The sequence below is a fragment of the Amycolatopsis sp. TNS106 genome (assembly GCF_019330265.1).
GTDB classification, from domain to species: Bacteria; Actinomycetota; Actinomycetes; order Mycobacteriales; family Pseudonocardiaceae; genus Amycolatopsis; species Amycolatopsis lurida.
The window spans coordinates 1,541,067-1,559,338 of record NZ_CP024972.1; the positions used below are offsets into that span (position 1 = coordinate 1,541,067).

The window sequence follows — 18,272 nt, forward strand, 5'->3', positions numbered from 1 at the left end:
TGATCGACGAAGACCAAGACCGGGCGAGGCGGCAGGGGAGACATGATCGAAACCATGCAGTGCGCGGGTGCGGACTTCTGCGACGAGCTTTCTGGTTCAGGCGACACTTCCTTCGCCCGTTTCTATCAGGGCGACCCACCGTCCCGTCGAATATACTCGACAGAAAATTTGACGCTACTGGCCGATATGTCACCCCTCGTTCTCGGTCACCTTCTTCTCCTTCCGTCGAAACACCACTTGTCGTTCGCTCAGGTACTTTCCCTCCACGAGCTGGAGGTGACCGGCCTTGTCGACGAAGTCCTGCCGCTGTACCGGGAGACCTTCGGTGAGCCGCTGATCCTGGAGCACGGATCGAGTGCCGGGCAGGAGAGCCATGCCTGCATCACGCACGCGCATCTGCACTTTCTCCCCGTCGATGGCGACACCGTGGACGACCTTCTGATCGGCGACGGACTTGCCCATCGGGACCTGGATTCGCTCGGGGAGCTCGCGCTCTCACCTTGGCCGTCTTCGGCCTATTTCCTTCGCGTGTACCGCGAAAAGGTCCGCGTTTACCTGCCGACAGGGGAGCAGAAAAGGCAGTATCTGCGCTCGATCGCCGGAGCCGTGCTGGCGATCGAGGACCCCGAATGGGACTACGCGGTGATGATGCGCAAAAGGGATCTTCGCGAGACGATCCGAATGGTGGGTTATTGGCCGGGAAAACTGAGTGGCGACAGCGCTGCCGCCGATGTGGAGCTGTCCTGTGGTGAGTGAGAAATTCTCGGACGAACCGACGAGACTGGCCACGACGATCGTGCCATTGTTCGGCAGGCAGGCAATCGAGTTCGTTCCGGTTTCCTCTCCGGACGGCGGCCTGGTGGAGCTGACCGCGGGAGCCGACGCCCAGGATGACTGCGCGGTCTTCCGGCTGGCCGGGGATCATGACCTGGTCGTGGGCAGTGACTACGTCCGCGGCCCCAAGTTCAGACTTTACGAGATGGGGCATCTGGACGAATACGACCTGGGCTACTACCTGGTCGCCGCGAACCTGAGTGACATCGCGGCGATGGGCGCCAAACCTATCGGGCTGCTCTCCGTCGTCCGGTATCCGGCCGAAATGGACGATGCGCTGTTCGGTCTCGTCATGCGGGGCATACGCGACGCGTGTGCCGCCTTCGGCTGCCTCAACGTGGGCGGCGACATCGGTGGCGCGGAACGTCTGATCCTCTCCGCATCGGCTCTGGGGGTGTGCCCCGCGGGCCGGGCGCTGCTGCGGTCCGGTGCGAAACCCGGTGACGTCGTGTGTCTCACGGCGCCGACCGGTCCCGCCGGAGCGGCGATGGCGTATCTCCGCTCCGGCGTCCCGGATCTCGTCATCGACAGCCTGCTTCCTTCGCTGCTCGCCAACTGGAAGCGACCGGTGGCAAGGGTCGACGAGGGACTCGTGCTCGGCGCGAGCGGGGTGGTCACGAGTTGTCTGGACACCTCGGACGGGCTGAAGGCCGCCTTGCTGAGCATCGCCGAGTCAAGTGGCGTCGGAATCGACGTCGATGAGCGATCGATCCCTGTTCTCAAGGCGGTGGCCGCGGTGGCCGCCCACGTGGGAGTAGAGCCGTTGAGCCTGGTCATGGGCGATTCGGTCGATTTCGAACTCGTCTTCACCGTGCCGCCCTGCCGGGTCGACGGCCTCGCCGAAGTGCTGAGTTTCCACCGGATCGGGGTAGTCACGGAGAAACCTGACGTGGTCTTGGCCGGCGAGAACGGCCGGCGCGCGGGCCTGCCGGGCGAGGCGTGGCGGCACCGGCAGGGCGACGGAAAGGCATGAGCCGGAGGACGGCCAAGGCCGCGGACAAGACGATTCTGCTGTCGGCGACCTTGTTCCTGGCGGGCAAGGCGTACAACGTACCGTCGAAGCCGTTCTGGGACGCGCTCCTGAACGGCCGCTCGTTCTTGCTGCTGATCGTTCTCCTCGTGGCCGGTGTGTTCGGCGCCTTCACGCCGTTCGAGAGCTGGCAACGGCGTGCCTTCGTGGACCGGAACGTCATGATGCGCCGCCGAGTCCTGTCCACCTTCGGCAGGCTGCTCGACATCAGCGCGAAGATCGAGCCACCACTGGACACCGGCGACCTGGCACTCCATGTATGGCGGAAGACGCGAACGCCGCGGCACCCGGTGCGCGGAGTACTGAAGCGACTTTCCTCCTATCGGATGTCATCCTTTCCGGCAACGCGGAGTTTCGCCCCGGTGAGGGGTATCGGCGCGGTGGGATTGTGCTGGCAACACGATCGCGAGGTGAAGTTCGATGTCGCTCCGTTGGTGGAGCGCCTCACCGACCAGGAGACGTACGACGACCACGTGGCGCAGCACGGATCCGAATCGGTGATGAACCTGAAGTGGGAGGAGTTTCAGGCTCTCAAACATCGAACCGCGCTTTTCGTCACGCCGATCAGGAGCGGGCGGAACAAGTTCGTCGGCTGCGTGAGTGTGGACGCGGGCCGTGGCTACGAGGTGCTCGACCGGCGGGAACTGCTGGAGGAGATGACCAATCTGGGCATGGCCATCGGCCGCGAGGATTTCGAATGCACCTGAACGGCGAGCACGTGCGGGCGGTGGTGTCGAGTACCCGGCGAGTCTACGACGAGAGCGCTGCGACGTATGTCCGAAGCACCGGCACGCTTGACCTGTTTCCGGGTCTCGACCGGGAACTGGACCGTTTCCTCGAGGCACTTTCGGGAACCGCGGTGCTGGACCTCGGCTGTGGTTCGGGTCGCGACGCGGAGTATCTGATCGGGCGCGGCGCGACCGTCGTCGCCGTCGACCTCAGCGAGAAGCTGCTCCGTTACGCGCGCTGTCGGTGCGCGTTGGCCGGCGCGGTGCTCTGCGATCTCTTGGCCTTACCGTTGGCGGACGGCGTGTTCGACGGCGTGTGGGCCTGCGCGAGCATCCTGCATCTGCCGAGGGAAACGCACCTCCGGGCGTTTTCCGAGATTCATCGAGTGCTCAGGCCTGGCGGTGCCACGGCGATCAGCCTCAAGGAAGGCGATGGTGAAGGGTGGATGCGGACCACCCGCATGCCGTCTTCGCGCTGGTTCTCGTTACGCAGGCCTGAAGCCGTGATGGACGAGCTGACCGCGGCAGGCTTCGTCTCGGTGCGGGTGTCGCCGAGTGGGCGGGGCGACTGGTTCGTGGTGGAAGCGACGAGGGCCTAGCCGAGCCATTCGTCGGGATTGGTTCCGGGCAGGACATGGCGGACACCGCCTCGCGGATCCGCCACATCGCCCTCGTAGCGCGGGATCAGGTGGATGTGCAGGTGGTCGATGGTCCTGCCCGCGGCCTGCCCCTCGTTCACGCCGATGGTGTAACCGTCCGGCTGGAACCGCTGTTCGATCTCGTCGCGCGCTCGCTTGATCAGCGTATGAACTTCGGCGTGCTCGCTTGCGGTGAGTGCGAAGTAGGACTCCACGTGTCGTTTCGGGACGAGCTCGACATGTCCCTTGGCCGCCGGAAAGTTGTCCCAGCGTACGTAGATCTCATCTCCCTGGACCAGTATGTCGTTCACTGACGTGTCATCGAATTGACAAAAGAGACAATCGGCGGTCACCGGTTCGGCTTCGGTTTCCTTCGCCATCGCCGGCTTCATAACCAATACTCCTCGTCATTGATCGATCACTTGAAGTCATACCTGTGGTCAACTTAGCTTCGTCGCAGACAAAGCAGAAGCGTACTCGCACTAACGGTTGATCTCTAAGCCTCTGTTGCGACACGCCGCCGTCATTCGGCTCACTACCTGCTCGAAGGTGAGTTCGGAAGTGTCGATTGTGATCGCGTCCTCGGCGGGGACCAAGGGCGACGACGTCCTGGACATGTCGGCCTCGTCCCGGCGGATCACGTCGTCGAGAACGTTCTCGTACGACGCCGCCCGCTCTTGGCGTACTCGCCGCATCGCCCGGACCTCTGGCCTGGCGGTCAGGTAGAACTTCACGGTCGCGGCGGGAAAGATGGTGGTGCCGATGTCGCGTCCTTCGATGACACACCGGGTCTGCGCTCCGGCCCAGAGCCGGATGAGGCTGGTGACCCGCTGGCGAACTTCCGCGATCTTGGCGACGGTCGAGACGGCGACGTTGACGGGGGTCGCGCGCAGAGTGTCCTGCTCGTAGCGGTCGGAGGTCAACAGGCTCGCGGAACGGCTCTCGGTGATCAATTCATCGCAGAGCCCGGTGATCTTTCGAGCGTTTTCGACGGGTATTTTCCGTTGAATCGCCTCGAAAGCGATGATGCGGTAAGTTCTGCCGCTTTCGAGATAGTGCAGGTCGAAAGATCTCGCCAGTGCCAGGCAGGTGGTCGTCTTGCCCGCCGCCGCAGGACCATCCACCGCCACGACGGTGTTGACGCCTTCTTCGGGCATGGTTTTCCCTTGCTTGTGCACGATCGGTGAAGCCGGACGGTGGGAACAGGGCGCAGACGCTACCACGGGGGAAGCCTGCCGTGGGCGTGCAGACGTATGGTCCCGGGAGCAGCGGAGATACGAGGAATTGCGGCTCTGGCAAAGGACTACGTGCTCCGGGACAGTGGTGCGCGCGAGCGTGCCGGCGACGCTCCGGCATGCTCCCTCACTCATCCAGGTGTCGATGCAGGCCACTTTTGTGGTTGTTCTGCCCCGAAAACACGCCACGAGGGGGTCGATTCCTTGCCGCAAGCGGAAGTTCGGTCCGATTTTCGCACCTTCGTGTGTCCTCGCGGTCCAGACCAGTCACGCCGAAGCCGAGTGCGCTTTCGTGGCTGATCGGGAAGCGCATCACCTCGCGTATCCGCCGTTGTTCGGCGCGCGGTGAAATTGTTCGAAGAGAATATGTAACGCAAGCCACAAACTGCGCGTCACTGATGGCAGCCGCCTTCTCGTGTTCGTTGTGCGCGTCCGTGAAGGCCTCCTTGAGGGACCGAGAGTCCCTCAAGGAGGCCTTCACGGACGGTGGCCGCCCCTCGGCGTGGGCGGGACACGCCCGGGATGCAAGAACTTGATTCATTCCAGAAAATGGTCCAGACTGCGGCCGTGCCCACGACCCAGGACTTCGAGCGGATGCTGCGCGGGGCCTCCCTGCGCGTGACGCGTCCCAGGGTGGCCGTGCTGACAGCGGTACGCGACCACCCGCACGCCGACACCGACTCGATCATCGGTGCCGTGCGTACGGAGCTCGGCGAGGTCTCTCACCAGGCCATCTACGACGTGTTGCGGGCACTGACCGCCGCGGGTCTCGTTCGGCGGATCCAGCCGTCGGGGTCCGTGGCACGGTACGAGTCCCGGGTCGGGGACAACCATCACCACGTCGTGTGCCGAACCTGTGGTGCCATCGCCGACGTCGACTGCGCCGTCGGTCCCGCACCCTGTTTGACCGCGTCGAACGACCAAGGCTTCGTGATCGAAGAGGCCGAGGTCATCTACTGGGGCCGCTGTCCCGACTGTGTCATCGAACCCCGTTCCTGAGCCCTGCAGTTTCTGATTCCCGGAAGGATTCCCGTGTCTGACAGCCCGGACGCCGTCATCGGCGAAATGAACGAAGAGAGCGCGGGCGGCTGCCCCGTCTCGTCGGGCCGCCGCAACCACCCCACCGAAGGCGCGGGCAACCGTGACTGGTGGCCGAACCAGCTCAACCTGAAGATCCTCCGGAAGCACTCGGCCGCGTCCGACCCGATGGACGCCGGGTTCGACTACGCCGCCGAGTTCAAGACCCTCGACCTCACCGAGCTCGCCAAGGACGTCGACGCCGTCCTCACGACGTCGCAGGACTGGTGGCCCGCGGACTTCGGCCACTACGGCGGCTTCATGATCCGCATGGCGTGGCACAGCGCGGGCACGTACCGCATCGAGGACGGCCGCGGTGGCGCGGGCGCGGGCATGCAGCGGTTCGCCCCGCTCAACAGCTGGCCGGACAACGGCAACCTGGACAAGGCCCGCCGCCTGCTCTGGCCGGTCAAGAAGAAGTACGGCCGCAAGATCTCGTGGGCCGACCTGATGATCTTCACCGGCAACCGCGCGCTGGAGACCATGGGCTTCAAGACCTTCGGCTTCGCCGGTGGCCGCGCGGACGTCTGGGAGCCGGATGAGGACGTCTACTGGGGTCCCGAGCGCACCTGGCTCGGCGACGAGCGCTACACCGGTGACCGCGAGCTGGAGAACCCGCTGGCCGCCGTGCAGATGGGTCTCATCTACGTGAACCCGGAAGGCCCGAACGGCAACCCGGACCCGCTGGCCGCGGCCCGCGACATCCGCGAGACCTTCGGCCGCATGGCGATGAACGACGAGGAGACCGTCGCGCTGATCGCCGGCGGCCACAGCTTCGGCAAGACGCACGGCGCGGCCGACCCGGACAAGTACGTCGGCCCCGAGCCCGAAGGCGCTTCGATCGAGGAGCAGGGCCTCGGCTGGAAGAACACCTTCGGCAGCGGTAAGGGCCGCGACGCGATCACCAGTGGTCTCGAGGTCACGTGGACGCCGACCCCGACCCAGTGGAGCAACTGGTTCTTCCACAACCTCTTCGAGTACGAGTGGGAGCTGACCAAGAGCCCGGCGGGCGCCCACCAGTGGGTCCCGAAGGACGGCAAGGCGAAGAACACCGTGCCGGACCCCGAGGACGGCAAGCTCAACCGCGCCCCCGGCATGCTCACCACCGACCTGGCGCTGCGTTTCGACCCGGTCTACGAGCAGATCTCGCGTCGGTTCTACGAGAACCCGGACCAGTTCGCGGACGCCTTCGCCCGCGCCTGGTTCAAGCTGACCCACCGTGACATGGGCCCGATCCAGCGCTACCTCGGCCCGCTGGTGCCGCAGGAGACGCTGATCTGGCAGGACCCGGTGCCCGCCGTCGACCACGAGCTGATCGACGACGCGGACATCGCCGCCCTCAAGGAGAAGCTGCTCGCTTCGGGCCTTTCGGTGTCGCAGCTGGTCTCCACCGCGTGGGCCTCGGCCTCGACCTTCCGCGGCAGCGACAAGCGCGGTGGCGCGAACGGTGCCCGCATCCGCCTCGAGCCGCAGCGCGACTGGGAGGTCAACGACCCGCAGACGTTGTCCCAGGTGCTGCGGACCCTCGAGGGTGTCCAGGAGGCGTTCAACAGCGCCCAGACCGGCGGCAAGAAGGTCTCGCTCGCCGACCTGATCGTGCTGGGCGGCGTCGCAGCGGTCGAACAGGCCGCGAAGGAGGGCGGCTTCGAGGTCACCGTGCCGTTCACCCCGGGCCGCACCGACGCGACGGAGGAGCAGACCGACGCCGAGTCGTTCGCCCCGCTGGAGCCGACCGTCGACGGGTTCCGCAACTACCGCGGCAAGGGGCACCGTCTCCCGACGGAGTACCTGCTCCTCGACCGCGCGAACCTGCTCAACCTGAGCGCGCCCGAGATGACCGTCCTCGTCGGCGGCCTGCGTGTCCTCGGCGCCAACGCCCAGCAGTCCAAGCACGGCATGTTCACCGAGAAGCCGGGGTCGCTGACCAACGACTTCTTCGTGAATCTGCTCGACATGGGGGTCCAGTGGACCGCCATGTCCGAGGACGCGGAGACCTTCGAGGGCCGCGATTCCGCGACCGGCGAGGTCAAGTGGACCGGCACCCGTGCCGACCTCGTGTTCGGGTCGAACTCCGAGCTTCGCGCGGTGGCCGAGGTTTACGCCAGCGACGACGCGAAGGAGAAGTTCGTCCGTGACTTCGTCTCCGCGTGGGACAAGGTCATGAACCTCGACCGGTACGACCTGGTCTGAAGCTGATCCGGACGTCCGGGCCCGTCGCGACCGCGGCGGGCCCGGACGTTTTCATTGGTGCTGCAGGTCCGGTTCCGGGTAGTCGCCCGCCTTGCGTTCGAGCGCGGTGGTGAAGACACCCAGCGCGATCATGCCGACGCCGAGGCCGAGATGCAGCCAGTTGTCGGCGACGTTGAACGGCAGGAAGTTCCCCGGACTGCTCTGCGGGATCGCCAGGCCGATGATCCACAGAAGCAGATAGCTCCCGCCGCCGATCATCAGGAAGATCCGGGAAGCGGCGCGTTTGCGCGCGGCGAACACGCCCACCACGCCGAACAGCAGATGCACGAGGTTGTGCAGGATCGACACGGCGAAGACGCCGAACAACCGGGCTCCGGAATGGTGCCCGGCGAATTCGAGCCCGTCGTAGCCGGTGGTGATGCCCGGGATGAAGCCGAGGACGCCGACCACGAGGAAGACCGCGCCGACGACCAGCGCGGCCACTTGCGGAGGACGCCGTCCGGTGCGCTGTGCGCCGTCGGCTCGTGTTGCTTCTTCCATGTCGGCCGGGTACCCCGGGTTCTCCGGGGTAATCCTCGGCCGACGTCGGCTCAGACGTCGCCGGACGCCAGGAGGGACAGCAGTTCGGCGTGCCCGGCCTGGGTGATCAGGCTGGCGGCGTCGAAGTAGATGCGCTCGTTGGTGATCCGGTCCTCGTCGAAGAAGAACACCGCGATGATCGGCACCCGGAACGCCTTGCCGGTGGGCGGACGGCCGTAGAACTCGCCGAGGTTGGTGCCGAGCAGGTCGAATTCGACGATGACCGACTCGTCGGCGAAGTGGTATCGGACGTTGTCGTGCCGCTGGTCCGGGAACGCCGTCCGGGTCATGCGGTAGTACGCCATCACCTCTTCGCCGCCGTCGAAGATCTGCCCGGTCGCCATGATCTCGTAGTGCGGATGGCCGTTGAAGGTGCCCAGCGTGCGGTCGAACTCGTGGGCCACCTCCGTGTCCATGTGCTCTTCGATGATCTTGAGGCGGCGTTCGCGCAGGTCTTCGCTGATCACTGGTCCTCCGGGTGGTTCCTGGTCGCGATCCGGAGACTACCGCCCGCGGCCTCGTCGTCGGTTCCGTAGAGGAGGTCGCCGCACGAGCGCGACAGGCAGGTCATGGCCTCGATCTTGTGGCCGGGGAAGTCGCCGATCCTCAGCGGACCGGGGGAGAGGGCGATCGAACCGTCGGAGCGGAGGACGCCGGCGTCGTACACGGCCGAATCGAACGGGCCTTCGTCGCCGGGGTCGGAGGCGGCCGAGATCAGGACGTGGTCGTCCGCGGTGATCTCGACGTCCGAGGTGTGCCGGACGTGGGTGGCCGGGTACGGGACGCGGAACGGGATCGACTTCGGCTTCTTGAAGGACAGCTTCGAGACCGAGAACTCCGCCGAGTAGAGCGTGGCCGGGCGGGCGTCCTGGCCGCGGTCCGCCCAGACCGCGAACAACCGGTCATTCACCTTTTTCAGCGCGAAACCCTCGTAATTGTCCGCCGGGTCGCCCTTCGGTACCTGGAAAGTGCCGAGCACTTTCAGGCGCTCGTCCTTCAACGTGAAGTGAAAGCCTTTGCCGTCACTGGCCAGTGCGATGAACTCGCCGTTCTTCCCCGGTACGGGTTCGGCCGCTTCGAGATCGACCGGCAGCTCACCTGGCCAGTCGATAGAGTCCACCTTGGACACCTTGCCGTGGTCGAGCCGGACCCGGACGGCGCGATTCTCTCCGGGTTTCTTGTTGTCCCGTAGGACAAGTGCGTCGATCAGGTCGTCGTCCCGGTCGAGGACGGCGATACCGCTGGCGCCGGAGGTCATGCCGGTGCCGATGGATTCCCAGCCGTCGTCCGCCAGTGCGGCGGACGGCAGGAACAGGGGAATGGTCAAGGCGGGGAGAATGACGAGGGAGGCGAATTTCATGCCGCGCCCCGCTCAGCCGCAGGAGAGGGTGCCGGCGCGGAGCGCGTGGCCGTCGTCGTTGCCGTCGTCGGCCCAGACGACCTGCTTGCCCCCGGAAGCGCAGGTGGACGAAATCGCGAAGCCTTCGTTGTTGTAGTCCGGCATCCCGCTCGGGCGGTCGTACGTGGCCGTGACGGCGAACTTGCCCTGCGCGTCGACGGCCAGCGTCGTCGAATCGCCGCCGCAGGTGTCGTCGCAGACCGCCCACAGCTTGCCGGTGGAAGCCTCGTACTCGAGTTCCATGATCGAGCCGAGCCCGCTCGCGAAACTCGCGACGCGGGTGTACTTCCCGCCCGCCTGGTCGAGCGCGTAGGCGTAGATCATCCCGTTGCTCTCCAAGCCGACGAGGTAGAGGCCGGTCCCGTGGCCGGGATAGCTACTCGGGTTGTACGGCGCCTTCGTGCGCTGGTCCACGAATCCCTTGGCGGTGAGTGCGCTGTCCGGGATCCACGAGACGGCTTCGAGGCCGTCGTTGGCCGAGACCTTCGGCAGATCCGCCGTCAGATTCCATTCGGCCTTGGCGCTGAGCGTCTTGGCCGAGCCGGAGACGTCGTACCGGAGCACCTTGAGAGCGCTTGTCTTGCTGTTGTCACCGTCGCGTTCGGTGGCCGCGACCACACCGTCCGGAGTGGCCACGACGGCTTCGGCGTCAGGGTCGCCCCGGCCGTCGCGGTAGCGCAGCTGCTTGCCCGACGACCAGCCGTTGGCGGTATCCGGCTGCCATTTGGTGCCGTTGCGCACGAGGCGGTACAGCGTTCCGGGACCGTTCTTGACCGCCCACAGGACGTCGGGGCTTCCGAAGGACAGCCCGCTCATGTTGCCGCCGAGGACGTTCGAACCGTCGGCGGTGGTGACGGCCGAGGCGCCCGGCCAGGGGCTGTTCGCCGTCGTGCTCGCGGCGGCGGTCGTGGCGGGCAGGACCAGCAGGGCGGCGGCGGTGACCATGGCGGCGGGCCGGATCCGACGAGGTGATCGGGGCATTCGCGCTCCTTCGGGCGGACGAAGTGGGTCGCGGCGTGTCGTCACAAGTTAAGTAAGTTTCCTTACGAATACAAGATATCGCCAGGTTCTCACGAAATGAAGCAACGGTGGATTTACAAATGGTGCCTACTTGTCAAACCTGGTGTACATCACCTACAGTTTTGTAAACCCAGCCAACGGAGGAGGGTGCGATGAGCGAGATGACGGGCACGATCCCGGCGGGCTCGACCGAACGGTGGACCGATCGCAAGCGGTATCTGTGGCTGATCGGCCTGGTTGTCCCTTCGCTCGCCTTCCTGGCCATCGGGCTGCACGCGGCCACCGGATGGGGGGTGTGGTTCTGGATCGGCCCGATCGTGATCCTGGTGATCGTGCCGCTGATCGACCTGCTGGCCGGGCTGGACCGCAGCAATCCGCCCGACGACGTGATCGAACGGCTGGAGCGGGATCGCTACTACCGGTGGATCACCTTCGCCTTCCTGCCCATCCAGTACGCGGGTTTCGTGGTCGCGTTCTGGCTGATCGCGCGCGGCGACCTGTCCGTCGCGGACAAGATCGGGCTGGCGATCTCGATCGGCTGTATCGGCGGTATCGGCATCAACACCGCGCACGAACTCGGGCACAAGAAGGAGAGTCACGAGCGCTGGCTGTCGAAGATCGCGCTGGCGCAGAGCTTTTACGGCCACTTCTACATCGAGCACAACCGCGGTCACCACGTCCGCGTGGCGACCCCGGAGGATCCGGCCAGCAGCCGTGTGGGGGAGAGCTTCTACCGGTTCTGGCCGCGTACGGTGTTCGGCTCGCTGAAATCCGCGTGGGGCCTGGAGCGCAAGCGGTACGCCCGGCGCGACCGGCATCCGTTCCGGATCGGCAACGACGTCCTGAACGCCTGGTCGATGTCGGCGGTGCTGTGGGCGGCGATGACCGTGTGGCTGGGGCCGGGGATCCTGCCGTATCTGGTGATCCAGGCGGTGATCGGCTTCTCGCTGCTGGAGGTCGTGAACTACATGGAGCACTACGGCATGCGGCGGCAGAAGGTCGGCCCGCCGAACCGGCGCCGGTATGAACGGGTCGATCCCAGCCACAGCTGGAACTCCAACAACATCGCCACCAACGTCCTGCTCTACCACCTGCAAAGGCACAGCGACCACCACGCCAACCCGACCCGCCGCTACCAGACGCTGCGTGACTTCGCGGAATCGCCGGTTCTTCCGACGGGCTACGCCGGGATGATCGTGCTGGCACTGTTCCCGCCCGTGTGGCGCCGCGTGATGGATCCGCGCGTGCTCGCGCATTTCGACGGCGACATCTCCCGCGCCAACATCCAGCCGTCGAAACGGGCCAAGATCCTGGCGCGCTACGGAACGCGCGTCACCGCGCCGTCCCGGGTCGCCGCCGACACGCACGGCGACGCGACCGAAGGCGGGATGTGCCCGGGCTGCGGCTACGTCTACGACGAGAAGCTCGGTGATCCGCGTGAGGGTTTCCCCGCCGGAACGCCGTGGTCGGCGATCCCGGATTCGTGGTGCTGCCCGGACTGCGGGGTGCGGGAGAAGGTCGATTTCGTCGCACCGGGAAGGGTCGGAGCATGATGAAGATCGAAGCGGACCGCGCGAAATGCGACGGGCTGGGCATGTGCGAGGCGATGGCGCCCGACTTCTTCGAGGTGGGTGACGACGGGACGGTCGTCGTACTCGACGAGCGGCCCGGTGAGGAATACCGCCAGGACCTGTCGGCCGCCGTCGACGCCTGCCCGGTCCTCGCCCTGAAGCTGCGGGACTGACGATGGCACTGGTCGTCGTGGGAGCGTCACTGGCCGGACTGCGCGCGGTCGAGGCCGCGCGCCGGGACGGGTACCGGGGACGGATCGTGCTGATCGGCGCGGAGGATCACCCGCCCTACGACCGGCTCCCGCTGTCGAAGTCCTTCCTGGCCGTGGACGGCCCAGGGCGAGTCGACCCCTTCCACACCGAGGCCGCGCTGCGTGACGAGTTCGGCGTCGAGTTGATGCTCGGCGCGCCGGCGGACGGCCTCGACACCACCGCTCGCGAGGTGTCGGTCGCCGGGGCGGCGGTTCCCTACGACGCACTGGTGATCGCGACCGGGGCCACCGCGCGACGGCTCCCCGGAAGCGACGGGGTCGCCGGAGTCCACACGCTGCGGACCGCCGAGGACGCGCTCGCCGTCCGCGCCGCACTCGACGGCGGCGCGCGCACAGTCGTGATCGGGGCGGGTTTCATCGGCTCGGAGGTCGCCGCCGCGGCCCGGAAACGCGGCCTGTCGTCGACGATCGTCGAGACGCTCGACGTCCCGCTCGTCCGAGCGGTCGGCGCCGAGGCGGGTGCCGTGTGCGCTTCACTGCACCGCGAGGCGGGCACGGAACTGCGGTTGTCCACGACGGTCACCGGCCTGGAATCCGACGGCGGTGCGGTGACCGGCGTCCGCCTTTCGACCGGTGAGGTGCTGCCCGCGGATCTGGTGGTCGCCGGCATCGGCGTCGTCCCGGCGACCGGCTGGCTGGCGGGGAGCGGGGTCCCGCTGCACGAGCGCGACGGTGGCGTGGTGTGCGATGCGACGCTGTCGACCGGGATCCCCGGTGTGTATGCCGCCGGAGACGTCGCCCACGCCTCGAACCCGTTGTTCGACGGTGAGCTGATGCGGCTGGAGCACTGGACGAACGCCGCGGAGCAGGGTGCCGCGGCCGCTCGTCACGCGCTCGCTCCGGAGTCGGCCCGCGTGCTGGCGCCGGTGCCCTACTTCTGGTCGGACTGGTACGACCACCGGATCCAGTTCGTCGGCACCCCGCGGGCGGACGAGGTGGTGGCCGCCGTCCCGGAGACCGGTGGCTTCACCGCGCTGTACCGGCGCGGGGACCGGGTCGTCGGGGCGCTGACGATCGACCGGCCGCGCGAGATCATGAAGTACCGACGTCATATCGCGGGGCGGGCGCCGTGGCCCGAGGCGCTGGCGTTCGCGGAGGGAACGGCGGCCTAGAATGACGATCATGAGTGAGGCTCCGGTCACGGGAGGTCCGTACCGTCAACCGATCGTCGCGTCGGCGATCGAGTTGACCGTACGCTCCGGCTGGTCCTCGGTGACGATGAGCAAGCTCGCGGAGATCGTCGGCGTCAGCCGTCAGACCGTCTACAACGAACTCGGCTCGAAAAGCCGGCTTGCCGAAGCGATGATCTCGCACGAACTCGCCCGGTTCCTGTCTGTGGTCCGTGAAGCGTTCGAGCGGCACCCCGACGACCTCGTCGAGGCGATCCACGACGCCGTCCGCGGCGTCCTCGAACTCGCCGACGACAACCTCCTGCTGCGCGCCATCGTCTCGGCCACGCACGGCGCCGACACCGAGTTGCTACCGCTGCTGACTTCGCGGGCCGGAAGCCTGCTGAGCGAGGCGACGGTCATGCTGCGCGGACGTGTCCGCGCCTACGGTCCACCGCTGGACGCTTCGCAGCTGGATGTGGCGATCGACGTCGTGGTGCGGACCGTGCTGAGCCACATCATGCAGCCGTCGGACACCCCGGCGCGCACGGCCGACGCGCTGGCGTGGATGGCTTCGCGAGTGCTTGGCGCGACGACGGCTCGGTCACTGCGGCATCCTTCGCAGGATTAGGGCGCTGCCGCTTTCCGCTGGGCGCGTGCCCCGATGCCCAGCGTCCAAATTCCCACGTCCTTGCCCGCATGTGACACGACGCGAAACTGTCGGACCCGTGTGCGAGGCTCCACCGATGATCGTCGTGTTCGATGCCGAGCTCTGGGTCTGGGACGCCCGTCGCGGGGAGACCTGGACCTTCGTCAGCCTGCCCCAGGACGTCTCCGAGGAGATCCGCGAGATCACCGACGGCCCGCGCCGGGGGTTCGGCGCGGTCCGGGTCCAGGCCGGTATCGGTGGCAGCGAATGGAAGACGTCGATCTTCCCGGACGCCAAACGAGGCGCGTACGTGCTGCCGGTGAAGAAAGCCGTTCGTAAAGCCGAGGGGATCGAGGAGGGTGATGTGGCGGAGGTGACCGTCGAGCTGATCGACCTCTGACCGTCAGAGCAGGCGTTCGCCGAGCGGTGTCGTGAGATAGAGAACGCTGCGGCCGGAGCGTTCCCGTGCGACCAGGCCGCTGTCCCGCAGGACCTTGAGGTGCTGGGAAACGGCGCTCGGCGTCACGCCGAGAGCGCGAGCCAGATCGGTCGTGGTCGCGGGGGAGGACAGCGCCGAGAGGAGGTCCGCCCGCGTCCGCCCCAGCAGCCGGACCGTGGCGGACCCGGGCGGCCGGGTTCCGGCGGTCCACAGGGCGCCGGTCCCCCTCGCCGGATAGCGGATCGTGGTCTGGGTCGAGGTGTTCTCCTTGACCAGGACATACGGCGACCCGAGGACGACCGGCATCAGCACGAGACCGCCCGGCCCGCGCGCGACGACACGATGCTGATCGCGCCACCGCTCGCCGGCCAGGATCACCCGGTCGTTGTGCCAGCGCAGATCCGGATGCAGGTCCGCGAACAACCGCTCGGCACCGCCCGCGGTCAGCGCACGGGCGTGGTAACCGACGTCGGCGTCGAGTACCGCTCGGATCCGCGGCCAATGCGGCGCGACAAGGCGGTCGTGGGCGGCGCGCAGTTCCTCGGCGACCTCCCGCAGTACGGACGCGGGGTCGTCGGCGAGGGCCGTGACGGCACCCGGAAGGTTTGTGCCGAAGACCCGGCCGAGGCTCGCCCTCACCCGGTCTACCGGGGTTCGCCGCAGCGCGTCGAGGTCGTTGTCGAGGGAATCCCCCGAGTCTCGCGGGGCGGGGACGAGGAACTCCGGCCAGCCGAGCCTGCCGGTCACGAGCAACGGCCAAGTCCGCGAGAGGTCGAGTGGCTCGCGATCGAGTTCTTCGCGCGCCCACCGAAGCCAGGGCACGTTGACCGCGTTCCGGTCGATCCCGGCGAGCTGCTGCACACCGGCCACGGTCTCGGACAGCGGCGAGATCGCGAACCGGGTCGCGGCCAGTTCGGCGACACCGACTTCGATGGTCATCGGCATCGCCCGAGTATGTAGGCAGGAGCTAAATGGTGTCTCCGGAACACCGGACCCGGCCACGATCCGATCATGCGCGACCTGCCCCGCGCCTACCGACGACTCTGGTGGGCCACCGGAATCGACAGCCTCGGGAACGGCGTCTTCACGGCGGCACTGCCGTTGCTGGCGGTGACGGTGAGCCGCGACGCGCGGGATGTCGCCCTGGTCTCCGCCGCGACGTACCTGCCGTGGCTTCTGCTGTCCCTCACCGCCGGTTCCGTCGTCGACAGGGTCGACCGGACCACGCTCATGTGGCGAACGCAGACGCTCCAAGCCCTGATCGTCGGCGTGCTCACCGCGCTCGTCGCGGCCGAGGCCGTCACCGTGCCGGTGCTCGTCGTACTCGCGTTCGCGCTGGGGTCTTGCGACGTCTTCTACGACAACGCGGCGCAGACGGCGCTCCCGGACCTCGTCCCGGAAAGCCTGCTGCACCAGGCGAACGGCGGCCAACAGGTGGCGCTGGTCGTCGGCAGGCAGTTCGTGGGCCCGCCCCTGGGGAGCCTGCTCTTCGCGCTCGCTTGGACGGTCCCGTTCGCCCTCGACGCCGTGTCCTTCGTCCTGGCCGCCTTGCTTCTGGCCGGGCTGCCCAAGCGACGACCTGCGCCCTCGGAACGAGTGAAGGTTCTCGACGGACTTCGCTGGCTGAGCAACCACCGCTTGCTCCGCACTCTTGCTCTGCTCCTGGGCGTCAACACGTTCTGCGGTCAGTTCGGGAACGCGACTCTCGTCCTGTTCGTGACCGACGTGCTGCAGCTCGGCGCGGGAGTGTTCGGTCTGCTGCTCGCCGGTGCGGCGTTCGGCGGCATCGTGGGCGGACTGGTGGTCGCGCGCCTGGCCGCCCGGCTCGGCGACCTCCGAGCTCTCCTCGTCTCGCTCGCCGTGAACGCCGCCGTCTTCGTCGGAATGGGGTTCAGCCCGAACGTCGTCGTGCTCGGCGGGCTCCTGGCGGTGAGCGGTTTCGTGACGACGATCTGGAACGTCGTCACGGTCAGCGTCCGGCAGCGAGACGTCCCCGCGTCGCTGCTCGGCCGCGTCAACAGCGTCTACCGGCTGCTCGGCTGGGGGCTGATGCCGCTCGGTGCGGTGATCGGGGGCCTGCTCGCACACAGGTTCGGGCTTCGCGTCCCGTATCCGGTCGCGGGTGTCGCGCGGGGCCTCGCGCTCTTGGCCGCGCTCCCCGTGCTGATCCCGGCGATGCGGGACCGGCCTACTCCTCGGTGAGTTCGGCCAGTTGCTCCGCGGCGTCCCGGTTGCCACTTTCCGCGAGTCGACGCAGTTCGTCCAGCGCGCCGAGTTCGGTCGCCGTCTCGATCAGCTGGTCCGCCGCGTCGCTGCTGCCGGCGTCGGCCAGCCGTCGCAGTTCGTCCAGGTCGCCGCGTTCCCCGGCGTCCTGGATCCGCTCGTCGATGGCGTCCTGATCAGTGCTCATGGCACCAGGTTACGGGCATGTGCACGCCGAAGCCGAAGGCCACGCAGGCGGGCTTGTTTGGGCATGTTCCAGCCGAGGACACTGGTCACCACGCCGTTCCGCCGATATTCGGCGACGAACCGGCGTTCGGGCGCCGACCCCTCCACAATGGACACTTCGGCATCCGCGAACAGGGTGCCGTGGACGTGGATCTTGGTGTCGAACTGGTCGGTCCAGAAGTAGGGGACCGGGGTGTAGGGCCGGTCGTCGCCGAGGATGACGGCGGCGACGTGCCCCGCCTGCTCGGTCGCGTTGGTCCGGTTCTCCAGGCGCAAGGCCACATCGAGGGTTTCGTGCTGCCAGCGGGCCCCGTCGCCGACGGCGTGGACACCCTGCGCCGCGCGGCACCGGGAGTCGCAGACGACGCCGTTCGCCAGCGCGAGCCCGCTGCCTTCGAGCCATACCGCCGCCGGTGCCGCGCCGAACGCCATCACGACGACGTCCGCGGGGAGTACCTCGCCGGTCTCCAGGCGTACGCCGGTGACGCGCCCGTCGCGTGAGTCCAGTCCGGCGACCGCCGCGCCGAGCCGCAAACCGACACCGCGTGAGGCGTGCAGTTCCGCCAGGAGATCCGAGACGATCGGGGCCGAACTGGGAAGCCAGCGGTGCCGGTTGCGGACCGGCCAGCGTGACCGGGACACCCATCCGGGCGGCACTCGCGGCGATCTCGGTGTCGAGGACGCCGTCGCCGACGACGACCGTCCTGGCGCGGTTCAGCAGGCCGGCACGTAGGGCCAGTGCGTCGTCGAGGGTGCGGAGGATGCGGACGCCGCCAAGACCGTCTTGGCCGGGAAGGGGACGTGGCCGCAGGCCGGTGGCGATGACGACGTCGTCCGCGGCCAGTGCCCGTCCCAACGTCGTATGGACGGTGCGTTCCAGGACGTCCAGCGAAACCGCAGCATCGCCGAGCAGGAACTCGACGTCCAATGTGGACAAGCGTTCGGCGGGCGGAGCCGGGTTCTGCCCGGTTCCCACTGTCCGGAAAGGACCTGTTTGGACAGTGGGGGCCGGTCGTAGGGCGGTTTCCGGCTGATCATGGGGCTCGGTTCGGCG

General features: G+C 67.4%; 20 protein-coding genes and 1 pseudogene. 12 read left to right on the forward strand and 9 right to left on the reverse strand.

Going from position 1 to position 18,272, the window contains the following annotated elements:
• The first annotated feature begins 42 nt into the window (after positions 1-42).
• The 4 genes from CVV72_RS06865 to CVV72_RS06880 are packed head-to-tail and all read left to right on the forward strand — an operon-like array spanning position 43 to position 3,191.
• On the forward strand, positions 43-756 hold the full coding sequence (locus CVV72_RS06865) for an HIT domain-containing protein (protein WP_219151567.1): 714 nt from the start codon (positions 43-45) through the stop codon (positions 754-756).
• A complete protein-coding gene (gene thiL, locus CVV72_RS06870; protein ID WP_255632561.1) occupies positions 749-1,807 on the forward strand; it encodes a thiamine-phosphate kinase in 1,059 nt (352 codons plus the stop codon). Before CVV72_RS06865 ends, thiL begins: the two co-directional genes overlap by 8 nt.
• On the forward strand, positions 1,804-2,571 hold the full coding sequence (locus CVV72_RS06875; protein ID WP_219151569.1) for a hypothetical protein: 768 nt from the start codon (positions 1,804-1,806) through the stop codon (positions 2,569-2,571). Before thiL ends, CVV72_RS06875 begins: the two co-directional genes overlap by 4 nt.
• The gene (locus tag CVV72_RS06880; RefSeq protein ID WP_219151570.1) at positions 2,562-3,191 is read left to right on the forward strand and encodes a class I SAM-dependent methyltransferase; all 630 of its coding nucleotides are present in this window, start codon (positions 2,562-2,564) and stop codon (positions 3,189-3,191) included. The genes CVV72_RS06875 and CVV72_RS06880 overlap by 10 nt, the downstream gene beginning before the upstream one ends.
• Here CVV72_RS06880 and CVV72_RS06885 read toward each other — a convergent pair.
• Both CVV72_RS06885 and cmk read right to left on the reverse strand, forming a co-directional pair.
• Entirely contained in the window at positions 3,188-3,622 is a 435-nt protein-coding gene (locus CVV72_RS06885; protein WP_219151571.1) for an HIT family protein, read from the reverse strand. The two genes, CVV72_RS06880 and CVV72_RS06885, sit on opposite strands and share 4 nt — an antisense overlap.
• Before the next feature lie 90 nt (positions 3,623-3,712).
• Complete coding sequence (cmk, locus tag CVV72_RS06890) at positions 3,713-4,387, reverse strand: (d)CMP kinase (RefSeq protein ID WP_219151572.1); 675 nt, start codon at positions 4,385-4,387, stop codon at positions 3,713-3,715.
• A gap of 645 nt (positions 4,388-5,032) precedes the next feature.
• Between cmk and CVV72_RS06895 the strand changes: the two genes are divergently transcribed.
• Together CVV72_RS06895 and katG are read left to right on the forward strand one after the other, a co-directional pair.
• Positions 5,033-5,464 carry a Fur family transcriptional regulator gene (locus tag CVV72_RS06895; RefSeq protein ID WP_219151573.1) on the forward strand — a complete coding sequence of 144 codons (432 nt, stop codon included), beginning with the start codon at positions 5,033-5,035 and terminating at the stop codon, positions 5,462-5,464.
• 33 nt (positions 5,465-5,497) lie between these two features.
• Complete coding sequence (katG, locus tag CVV72_RS06900; RefSeq protein WP_219151574.1) at positions 5,498-7,732, forward strand: catalase/peroxidase HPI; 2,235 nt, start codon at positions 5,498-5,500, stop codon at positions 7,730-7,732.
• Between the two features lie 51 nt (positions 7,733-7,783).
• Here katG and CVV72_RS06905 read toward each other — a convergent pair whose 3' ends face one another.
• Genes CVV72_RS06905 through CVV72_RS06920 form a run of 4 tightly spaced genes read right to left on the reverse strand, consistent with a single transcriptional unit; the run spans position 7,784 to position 10,691 of the window.
• Positions 7,784-8,272, reverse strand: coding sequence for a DUF4383 domain-containing protein (locus CVV72_RS06905; RefSeq protein ID WP_219151575.1), 489 nt, complete (start codon positions 8,270-8,272; stop codon positions 7,784-7,786).
• Between the two features lie 50 nt (positions 8,273-8,322).
• Positions 8,323-8,778 (reverse strand): ester cyclase, encoded by a 456-nt coding sequence (locus CVV72_RS06910; protein WP_219151576.1) that lies wholly within the window; start codon positions 8,776-8,778, stop codon positions 8,323-8,325.
• Positions 8,775-9,671: a hypothetical protein gene (locus CVV72_RS06915; protein ID WP_219151577.1), complete on the reverse strand. Its 897-nt coding sequence runs from the start codon at positions 9,669-9,671 to the stop codon at positions 8,775-8,777. The genes CVV72_RS06910 and CVV72_RS06915 overlap by 4 nt, the downstream gene beginning before the upstream one ends.
• Before the next feature lie 12 nt (positions 9,672-9,683).
• A complete protein-coding gene (locus CVV72_RS06920) occupies positions 9,684-10,691 on the reverse strand; it encodes an SdiA-regulated domain-containing protein (RefSeq protein ID WP_219151578.1) in 1,008 nt (335 codons plus the stop codon).
• 191 nt (positions 10,692-10,882) lie between these two features.
• On the opposite strand from CVV72_RS06920, the gene CVV72_RS06925 reads away from it, so the two are divergent.
• The 5 genes from CVV72_RS06925 (at position 10,883) to CVV72_RS06945 (ending at position 14,731) form a co-directional block, all read left to right on the forward strand.
• Entirely contained in the window at positions 10,883-12,283 is a 1,401-nt protein-coding gene (locus CVV72_RS06925; RefSeq protein WP_219151579.1) for a fatty acid desaturase, read from the forward strand.
• Entirely contained in the window at positions 12,280-12,474 is a 195-nt protein-coding gene (locus CVV72_RS06930) for a ferredoxin (RefSeq protein ID WP_125782839.1), read from the forward strand. Before CVV72_RS06925 ends, CVV72_RS06930 begins: the two co-directional genes overlap by 4 nt.
• A gap of 2 nt (positions 12,475-12,476) precedes the next feature.
• Positions 12,477-13,685 (forward strand): NAD(P)/FAD-dependent oxidoreductase, encoded by a 1,209-nt coding sequence (locus CVV72_RS06935; protein WP_219151580.1) that lies wholly within the window; start codon positions 12,477-12,479, stop codon positions 13,683-13,685.
• Between the two features lies 1 nt (position 13,686).
• Positions 13,687-14,313 (forward strand): TetR family transcriptional regulator, encoded by a 627-nt coding sequence (locus tag CVV72_RS06940; RefSeq protein ID WP_219151581.1) that lies wholly within the window; start codon positions 13,687-13,689, stop codon positions 14,311-14,313.
• Positions 14,314-14,428: 115 nt separating this feature from the next.
• On the forward strand, positions 14,429-14,731 hold the full coding sequence (locus CVV72_RS06945; RefSeq protein WP_219151582.1) for a DUF1905 domain-containing protein: 303 nt from the start codon (positions 14,429-14,431) through the stop codon (positions 14,729-14,731).
• A 3-nt stretch (positions 14,732-14,734) separates the two neighbouring features.
• On the opposite strand, the gene CVV72_RS06950 is transcribed toward CVV72_RS06945, so the two are convergent.
• Positions 14,735-15,715 carry a metalloregulator ArsR/SmtB family transcription factor gene (locus CVV72_RS06950; RefSeq protein WP_255632562.1) on the reverse strand — a complete coding sequence of 327 codons (981 nt, stop codon included), beginning with the start codon at positions 15,713-15,715 and terminating at the stop codon, positions 14,735-14,737.
• A 66-nt stretch (positions 15,716-15,781) separates the two neighbouring features.
• Between CVV72_RS06950 and CVV72_RS06955 the strand changes: the two genes are divergently transcribed.
• A complete protein-coding gene (locus tag CVV72_RS06955; RefSeq protein WP_219151583.1) occupies positions 15,782-16,972 on the forward strand; it encodes an MFS transporter in 1,191 nt (396 codons plus the stop codon).
• Here the strand turns inward: CVV72_RS06955 and CVV72_RS06960 are convergent.
• Complete coding sequence (locus tag CVV72_RS06960) at positions 16,959-17,180, reverse strand: hypothetical protein (protein ID WP_219151584.1); 222 nt, start codon at positions 17,178-17,180, stop codon at positions 16,959-16,961. The genes CVV72_RS06955 and CVV72_RS06960 overlap by 14 nt on opposite strands.
• A pseudogene (locus CVV72_RS06965) lies at positions 17,177-18,256 on the reverse strand (NAD(P)/FAD-dependent oxidoreductase). Before CVV72_RS06965 ends, CVV72_RS06960 begins: the two are co-directional and overlap by 4 nt.
• Between the last annotated feature and the right edge of the window lie 16 nt (positions 18,257-18,272).